Genomic DNA, 8,974 nt, shown 5'->3' on the forward strand with positions numbered 1-8,974 from the left:
GCCGGAAACCCGGGGCTCACCGTGGGGTAACGCCGGGCACCGCGGCGCGGTGCCCGGGCACCGATTACCGGTCCGTGATCAGTCGTTGGATCTTCGGAAGACCCCGGCTACATAACGTCGGTGGCAGGCCGCGCCGAGCCGTCCGGGCTCCGAATGCGCAGGCGGACGTCTTGGACCGTTGCGATACGCAGTACGGAAAGGGCACCCGACAGTGACGACCAGCGAGCACGACACCCACGCAGCACCCACCTGGGAGGGCGGCGCGGCCGGGGACCGGGCGGAGCCCATTGCTGTCATCGGCATGTCCTGCCGGCTCCCGGGGGCCGGTTCCCCGGCCGCGTTCTGGGACCTGCTCACCCGTGGCGCCGACGCCATCACCCCCGTTCCGGAGGGACGCTGGGGCCCGGACGGCCGTTCCCTCGGCGCCGGGCGCGGCGGCTTCCTCGACGCGGTCGACGGGTTCGACGCGCCGTTCTTCGGCATCTCCCCGCGTGAGGCGGCGGCGATGGACCCGCAGCAGCGGCTCGTGCTGGAACTCGCCTGGGAGGCGCTGGAGGACGCCGGGGTGGTCCCCGCCTCCCTGCGCGGCAGCAGGACGGCCGTCTTCGTCGGCACCCTGCGCGACGACTACACCAGCCTGATGTACCTGCACGGTGCCGAGGCCGTCACCCAGCACACGATGACCGGCGTCAACCGCGGTGTCATCGCCAACCGCGTCTCGTACCACCTGGGTCTGCACGGTCCGAGCATGACCGTGGACTCCGCCCAGTCGTCCTCCCTGGTGGCCGTCCACCTGGCCTGTGAGAGCCTGCGCGCCGGCGAGGCCGACAGCGCGCTCGTGGCGGGCGTGAACCTCAACCTGCTCGCCGAGAACGTTGTCACCGAGTCCCGTTTCGGCGCGCTGTCGCCCGACGGGACCACCTACACCTTCGACGCCCGCGCCAACGGCTTCGTGCCCGGCGAGGGCGGCGGCGTGGTCATCCTCAAGCCGCTGAGCCGGGCCCTGGCCGACCAGGACCGGATCTACGGCGTCATCCGCTCCAGTGCCGTCAACAACGACGGCGCCACCGACGGGCTCACCGTGCCGAGCCCGGCCGCCCAGGAGGCGGTGCTGCGCGAGGCGTACGAGCGTGCCGGGATCGCCCCCGGCGAGGTGCAGTACGTCGAACTGCACGGCACCGGCACCCCCGTCGGCGACCCGCTGGAGGCGGCGGCGCTCGGCGCCGCGCTCGGCCGCGGCCGCACGGCCGGCACCGCGCTGCGCGTCGGCTCCGTGAAGACCAACATCGGCCACCTCGAAGGCGCCGCGGGCATCGCAGGCCTGATCAAGACGCTGCTCAGCCTGCACCACCGGCGGCTCCCGGCCAGCCTGAACTTCGAGGCCCCGCACCCGCGGATCGCACCGGACGAGCTGGGCATCGCCGTGCAGCGCGAGCTGACGGGCTGGCCGGACGAGGAGCGGGCGCTGATCGCCGGTGTCAGCTCCTTCGGCATGGGCGGCACCAACGCCCACGTCGTCGTCTCCGAGGCCCCCGAGCGTCCGGCCGCCGGCTCCGACGGCGCCGACCCGGCGGCCGTCACCCCGCTGCCCTGGATCGTCACCGGGCACGACGAGGACGCGCTGCGTGCCCAGGCCGCGAAGCTGCGTGACTTCGCCGCCGAGCACCCCGGGCAGCCGGCCGCGGACATCAGCCGGGCGCTGGCCACCACCCGCACCTTCCTGGGCCACCGCGCCGTCGTCGTCGCCGACGGCCGCGACGCGCTGCTCGCCGGCCTGGACGCGCTCGCCGCCGGCTCCCCCGCCGCCTCCGTCGTCTCCGGGAGCGTACGGCCCGGCGGGCTGGCGTTCCTCTTCACCGGTCAGGGCGCCCAGCGCACCGGCATGGGCCGGGAGCTGTACGCGACGTTCCCGGTCTACGCCGCCGCCTTCGACGAGGTCGCCGCGCACCTGGATCCGCTCCTGCCGCGCCCGCTCGCCGAACTCGTCGCCGACGGCACGGCACTGCACGAGACGGGTGTCACCCAGCCCGCGCTGTTCGCCGTCGAGGTCGCCCTCTTCCGCCTCGTCGAGAGCTGGGGGCTGCGGCCCGACCGGCTCGCCGGCCACTCCGTCGGCGAGCTCGCCGCCGCCCATGTCGCGGGCGTGCTCTCCCTGGCCGACGCCGCGCGCCTGGTCGCCGCCCGGGCCCGGCTGATGCAGGCGCTGCCCACGGGCGGCGCGATGATCGCGGTGGAGGCCGGCGAGGACGAGGTGCTGCCGCTCCTCACGGGACGCGAGGGCACACTCGCCGTGGCCGCCGTCAACGGCCCCCGCTCCCTCGTGCTCTCCGGTGACGCCGACGCGGCCGAGGAGGTCGCCGCCGCGCTCAGGGACGGCGGCCACCGCACGAAGCGCCTGACCGTCTCGCACGCCTTCCACTCCCCGCACATGGATCCGATGCTGGCGGAGTTCCGCGCGGTGGCGGCCTCGCTCGACTACTCGGAGCCGGTAATTCCGGTCGTCTCCACGGTCACCGGGGAGCCGGTGGCCGCCGGGCAGTTCACCTCGCCCGACTACTGGGTCGAACAGGTCCGCCGTCCGGTGCGCTTCCTCGACGCCTTCCGCACCCTGGAGAGCGCCGGCGTGCGCACCTTCCTGGAGCTCGGGCCCGAGGGCGTCCTCTCCTCCCTCGCCGAGGACTGCGCCGCGGACGCCGCCGCCATCGCCGCCGTACCGCTGCTGCGCGCCGGGCGTTCCGAGCCGCTGACCGCCCTGGCCGCTCTGGCCACCGCGTTCACCCGGGGCGCCGAGCCCGACTGGACCGCCCTGTACGGCGACCGCCCCGCGCGTCACGTCGGGCTGCCGACGTACGCCTTCCAGCGCCGCCCCTACTGGCTGGGGGGTGCCCGCGGGGCCGCCGTCCCGCTGCCGGACGCGCTGCCCGAGGCCGCCTCCGCCGCCCCCGCGGCCGCCACCCCGCGCGGTGAACTGGGCCGCCGCCTGGCCTCGCTCGGCGAGCCGGAACGCAGGCGCAGCGTCGAGGACCTGCTGCAGACCCACATCGCCGCGGTCCTGGAGTACGAGCCCGGCCACCGCGTGCCCGGCCACACCCCCTTCCGGGACCTCGGCTTCAGCTCCCTGATGGCCACCGAACTGCGGGCCACGCTCGCCAGGGCCACCGGTCTGCAGCTGCCCGGCGGCCTGCTCTTCGACCACCCGACCCCGCAGGCCCTCGCCGAGTTCCTGGAGGCCGAACTCCTCGGTCAGGCCGCCGTCGCGGACGAGACGTCGGCGGCCGCCGACGGCGAGGCCGTCGCCGTCGTCGCCATGGCCTGCCGCTACCCCGGCGGCGTGGCCTCGCCCGAGGACCTGTGGCGCCTCGTAGCCGCCGGCGGCGACGCCATCACCGCGTTCCCCGCCGACCGCGGCTGGCCCGAGGACCTGTACGACCCGGACCCGGACCGGCCCGGCCACAGCTCCGTGCGGCACGGCGGGTTCCTGCACGACGCGGGGGACTTCGACGCCGCGTTCTTCGGGATCTCCCCGCGCGAGGCCCTGGCCATGGACCCGCAGCAGCGCCTCCTGCTGGAGACCGCGTGGGAGAGCGTCGAGCGCGCCGGGATCGACCCCGCGCGGCTGCGCGGCACCCGCACCGGGGTGTTCGTCGGCGCCACCGCCCTGGAGTACGGGCCGCGGATGGACGACGCCCCCGAGTCCGTCCAGGGCGGCGTGCTGACCGGCACCACCTCCAGTGTCATGTCCGGCCGCATCGCCTACCAGCTGGGCCTGGTCGGCCCGGCGATCACGGTGGACACGGCCTGCTCCTCCTCCCTGGTCGCCCTGCACCTGGCGATCCGCTCCCTGCGCTCCGGCGAGACCAACCTCGCCCTCGCGGGCGGCGCCACCGTCATGTCCTCGCCCGGCATGTTCGTGGAGTTCTCCCGCCAGCGCGGGCTGGCCCCCGACGGCCGCTGCAAGGCCTTCTCCGACGGCGCCGACGGCACCGGCTGGTCCGAGGGGGTCGGCCTGCTCCTGCTGGAGAGGCTGTCCGACGCGCAGAAGAACGGCCACCCCGTCCTGGCCGTGCTCCGGGGCTCCGCCGTCAACCAGGACGGTGCCAGCAACGGGCTCACGGCTCCCAACGGCCCGTCGCAGCAGCGCGTCATCCAGCAGGCCCTGGCCGACTCCGGGCTGACCGCCGCGGACGTGGACGCCGTCGAGGCCCACGGCACGGGAACCCGCCTCGGCGACCCCATCGAGGCGGAGGCCCTCAAGGCCGTCTACGGCCCCGGACACGACAGCGACCACCCCCTCCACCTCGGCTCGCTGAAGTCCAACATCGGTCACGCGCAGGCCGCCGCCGGCGTCGGCGGTGTCATCAAGATGGTCCAGGCGATGCGGCACGGCGTGCTGCCCAGGACGCTCCACGTGGACCGGCCGAGCAGCCATGTCGACTGGTCCGACGGCACCATCGCCCTCCTCACCGAGGAACGGCCCTGGCCCGGGACCGGCCGTCCCCGGCGCGCTGCGGTCTCCTCCTTCGGCATCAGCGGCACCAACGCCCACCTCGTCGTCGAGGAGGCGCCACCGGTCACCGCCCCCGCCCCGGCCGGCACCGCCGTCCCCGCCGCCGTGCCCGCGCCGTACGTCGTCACCGCCCGCGACCCGGAGGCGCTGCGCGAGCGGGCCGCCCGCCTGGCCGCGCACGTCACCGACTCCGGTGCCGATCTCGCCGACCTCGGCTTCTCCCTCGCCACGACCCGCACCGCCTTCGAGCACCGCGCCGTGGTCCTCGCCGCCGGCACCGAGGACCTGCTCGCCGGTCTGACGGGGCTCGCCACGGGCACCGGCGCCCCGAACACCGTCACCGGCACCGCGGACGCCCCGGCCCGCACCGCGTTCCTGTTCACCGGCCAGGGCGCGCAGCGCGCCGGCGCGGGCCGCGAACTGTACGCCGCCCACCCGGTGTTCGCCGCCGCCCTCGACGAGGTGTGCGCCGCCTTCGACGGTCTGCTGGAGGTGCCGCTGCGCGACGTGCTGTTCGGCGAGGGCGACGGCGCGGGGCTGATCGACCGCACCGCCTACACCCAGCCGTCGCTGTTCGCCGTCGAGGTGGCCCTCTTCCGGCTGCTGGCCCACCACGGACTGGCACCCGACCTGCTCGCCGGGCACTCGATCGGTGAACTCGCCGCCGCCCACGCCGCCGGGGTCCTCTCCCTGGAGGACGCCGCGGTCCTGGTCGCCGCCCGCGGCCGGCTCATGCAGTCCGCACCGGCCGGCGGCGCGATGACCGCCGTCGAGGGCACCGAGGAGGAGATCGCCGCGTCGCTCGCCGGCCGGGAGTCCGCCGTGTCCGTCGCCGCCGTCAACTCCCCGTCGTCCGTGGTGATCTCCGGTGACGCCGAAGCCGTGGCGGAGGCCGCCCGCGACTGGCAGGCGGCGGGCCGCCGCACCCACCGGCTGACGGTCTCGCACGCCTTCCACTCCCCGCACATGGACGGCATCCTGGAGGAGTTCCGGGCCGTGGCCGCCGGGCTCACCTTCCACCGCCCGCGCATCCCGATCGTCTCGACGGTGACCGGCGAGATCGCCACCGCCGAGCAGCTCGCCTCGCCCGACTACTGGGCGCGGCAGATCCGCGAGACCGTCCGGTTCGCCGCCGCCACCGAGCGCCTCGCGGCCGAGGGGGCCACCGTCCTCGTCGAGGTCGGACCGGACGCCGTGCTGACGGCGCTGGCCCGGCGCACCCTGGAGGGCACCGCGGCCGCGGTCACCGCCGTCCCGGTGCTGCGCTCCGGCCGGCCCGAGGCGGACACCTTCGCCACCGCGGCGGCCACGGCGTACGCCCAGGGCGCCCCGCTCGACGTCGCCTCCTTCTTCCCCGGCGCGGCCCGCACCGACCTGCCGGTCTACCCCTTCCAGCGCACCCGTTACTGGCTGAACGCCACGCCGCGCGGTGACGCCCGCAGCCTGGGCCTCGACCCGGCCGGGCACCCGCTGCTGACGACCGCCGTGGAGTTCGCCGAGCGCGAGGACGCGCTGTTCACCAGCGTCCTGTCGCGTGCCGCCCAGCCCTGGCTGGCCGACCACGCGATCGTCGGCACCGTCATCGCACCGGGCACCGCGTTCCTCGAACTCGCCGTCGCCGCGGGCGGGCACCTCGGCGCCCCGCACGTGGTGGAGCTGGCGCTGGAGGCGCCGCTGCCGCTGCCGGAGCGCGGGGCCGTCCGCGTCCAGGTGGCGGTCGACGCGCCCGACCGGGACGGCCGGCGCCCGTTCACCGTCCACGCGCGCCCCGACACCGCCGACCGCGCCCTGCCGTGGACCCGGCACGCCACCGGTCTGCTCGCCCCGGCCGCCGCGGCACCCGCCGCCGACGCCGACCTCGTCTCCTGGCCCCCCGCCGGCGCCACCGCCGAGAACCTCGACGACGTGTACGACCGGCTGGCCGCCCTCGGCTACGACTACGGCCCCGCCTTCCAGGCGCTGCGTGCCGTCTGGCGGCGCGGCACCGACGTCTTCGCCGAGGTGGCCCTGCCCGACGCGCAGGCCGAGGGCGCTGCGGCGTACGGCCTGCACCCCGCGCTGCTCGACGCCGTGCTGCACCCGCTGGTGCTGGACGCCGGCGCCGACACGGACCCGGCGCAGATCCGGCTGCCGTTCGCCTGGAACGACGTCACCCTGCACGCGGCGGGCGCCTCGGAGCTGCGCGCCCGGATCTCGCCCGCCGGCCCCGGGCGGGCCGCCATCGCCGTCGCCGACGGCACCGGCACCCCCGTCGCCGACCTGGACCTCGCCCTGCGTGCCGTCCCCAGGGACCGCCTCGCGGCGGCGCCGGAGGCCGGCGCCGGTGCCCTGTTCGCCGTGGAGTGGCACGAACTGCCGTCGCCCGCCCCGGACACCTCCCTGACCTGGACCGAGGCCGGCGACCTGGCCGACTCCGCGGCGCCGGCGGACATCGTCGTCCTCCGGGTGCCCACCGCCCCGGACGACGCGGGCGACCCGCGGCCCGCCACCCTCGAGGTGCTGCACCACGTCCAGCGGTGGCTGGCCGACGAGCGGTTCACGGACTCCCGGCTCGCGCTGGTGACCCGGCGCGCCGTCGCCGCACGCCCCACCGACGACGTGGACCTCGCGGTCGCGTCCGTCTGGGGCCTGATCCGCTCGGCGCAGTCGGAGCACCCCGGCCGACTGGTACTGATCGACCTCGACGACGACCCGGCGGCGGACTCCCTGCTGCCCGCTGCGCTCGCCGTCGAGGAGCCGCAGCTGGCCGTGCGCGACGGCCGGCTGCACGCGCCCCGGCTCGCCCGCACCCTCCGGGCGGCCGGGGCGCCCACCCCCCGCTTCGACCCGGACGGCACGGTCCTCGTCACCGGCGGCACCGGTGGGCTCGGCGCGCTGTTCGCCCGCCACCTGGTGACCGGGCACGGCGTGCGGCACCTGCTGCTGAGCAGCCGCCGGGGTCCCGCCGCGCCCGGCGCCGCCGAACTGGCCGGGGAACTGACCGCGCTCGGCGCCGAGGTGACCGTCACGGCCGCCGACGTCGCCGACCGGGACGCCGTCGCGGCCCTGGTCTCCTCGGTCCCGGCCGAGCACCCGCTGACCGCCGTCGTGCACACGGCCGGCGTCCTGGACGACGCGACCCTGGAGTCGCTGACCGAGGCGCAGCTGGACGCCGTGCTGCGGCCCAAGGCGGACGCGGCCCGGCACCTCCACGAACTGACCCGGGGGCTGGACCTGACGGCCTTCGTGCTGTTCTCGTCCGTGTCCGGTCTCACCGGCACCGCGGGCCAGGCCAACTACGCCGCGGCGAACACCTACCTGGACGCGCTCGCCCAGCACCGCGCCGCGCAGGGCCTCCCCGCCACCTCGCTGGCCTGGGGCCTGTGGGACGCCACGCACGGCATGGGGGCGTCCCTCACCGACACCGACCTCGCCCGCTGGGCACGCGCGGGCATGACCCCGCTCACCCCGGAACAGGGTCTCGCGCTGTTCGACCTGGCGCTGGCCGGCGACGAGCCGCTGCTGGCACCCGTGGTCCTGGACCCGGGCAGGCTCGCGGCGGACGCGGCGGCACCGGTCCCGGCGCTGTACCGCGGCCTGGTGCGCCCGCGTCCGCGCCGGGCCGCGCAGGCCGGCCCGTCCGGCGGCGCCGGCTCCGACTGGGCACGGCAGATCGCCGGCCTGCCGGAGGCCAAGCGGGGCGACGCCGTACTGACCATGGTGCGGGCCACCGTGGCCTCGGTGCTCGGCCACCCGGGCGCCGCCGCCGTGGACCCGGCCCGTGCCTTCAACGACCTCGGTTTCGACTCGATGGCCGGTGTCGACCTGCGCAACCGGCTGACCGCCGCCACCGGTCTGCGGCTGCCCAGCACGGCGGTCTTCGACCACCCGACACCGAACGCGCTCGCCGCGTACCTGCTGGCCGAGGCGGTGTCCACCCAGGCCCCCGCGGGCCGGGACCGGCGCGAGCGCGTCGGGGCCCGCACCGACGAGCCGATCGCGATCGTCGGCATGGCGTGCCGGTACCCGGGCGGTGTGTCCTCTCCCGAGGACCTGTGGCAGCTGGTCGCGGGCGGGGTCGACGCCATCAGCGAGTTCCCGTCCAACCGGGGCTGGGACATCGAGAAGCTGTACGACCCGGACCCGGACCGGGTGGGCACGTCGTACGTCCGCGAAGGCGGCTTCCTGCACGACGCCGACCTGTTCGACCGGGAGTTCTTCGGCATGTCGCCGCGCGAGGCGACCGCCACCGACCCCCAGCAGCGCCTGCTGCTGCGACACGGCCTGCTCCTCCTCGCTCGTCGCCATGCACATGGCCGTCAACGCCCTGCGCAACGGCGAGTGCGATCTGGCGCTGGCGGGCGGTGTCACGGTGATGAACAGCCCGAACACGTTCGTGGAGTTCTCGCGTCAGCGCGGTCTGTCCGCCGACGGCCGCTGCAAGTCCTTCTCCGACGACGCCGACGGCACCGGCTGGTCCGAGGGCGT

The 8,974-nt window shown here is 76.2% G+C and carries 1 pseudogene; it reads left to right on the forward strand.

Annotated elements, in window-relative coordinates:
• Positions 1–301 precede the first annotated feature (301 nt).
• Positions 302–8,974, forward strand: a pseudogene (locus IG05_RS42570) (SDR family NAD(P)-dependent oxidoreductase); the annotation flags it as partial.

The organism is Streptomyces sp. NRRL S-1022 (genome assembly GCF_000720135.1).
Classification (GTDB): Bacteria; Actinomycetota; Actinomycetes; order Streptomycetales; family Streptomycetaceae; genus Streptomyces.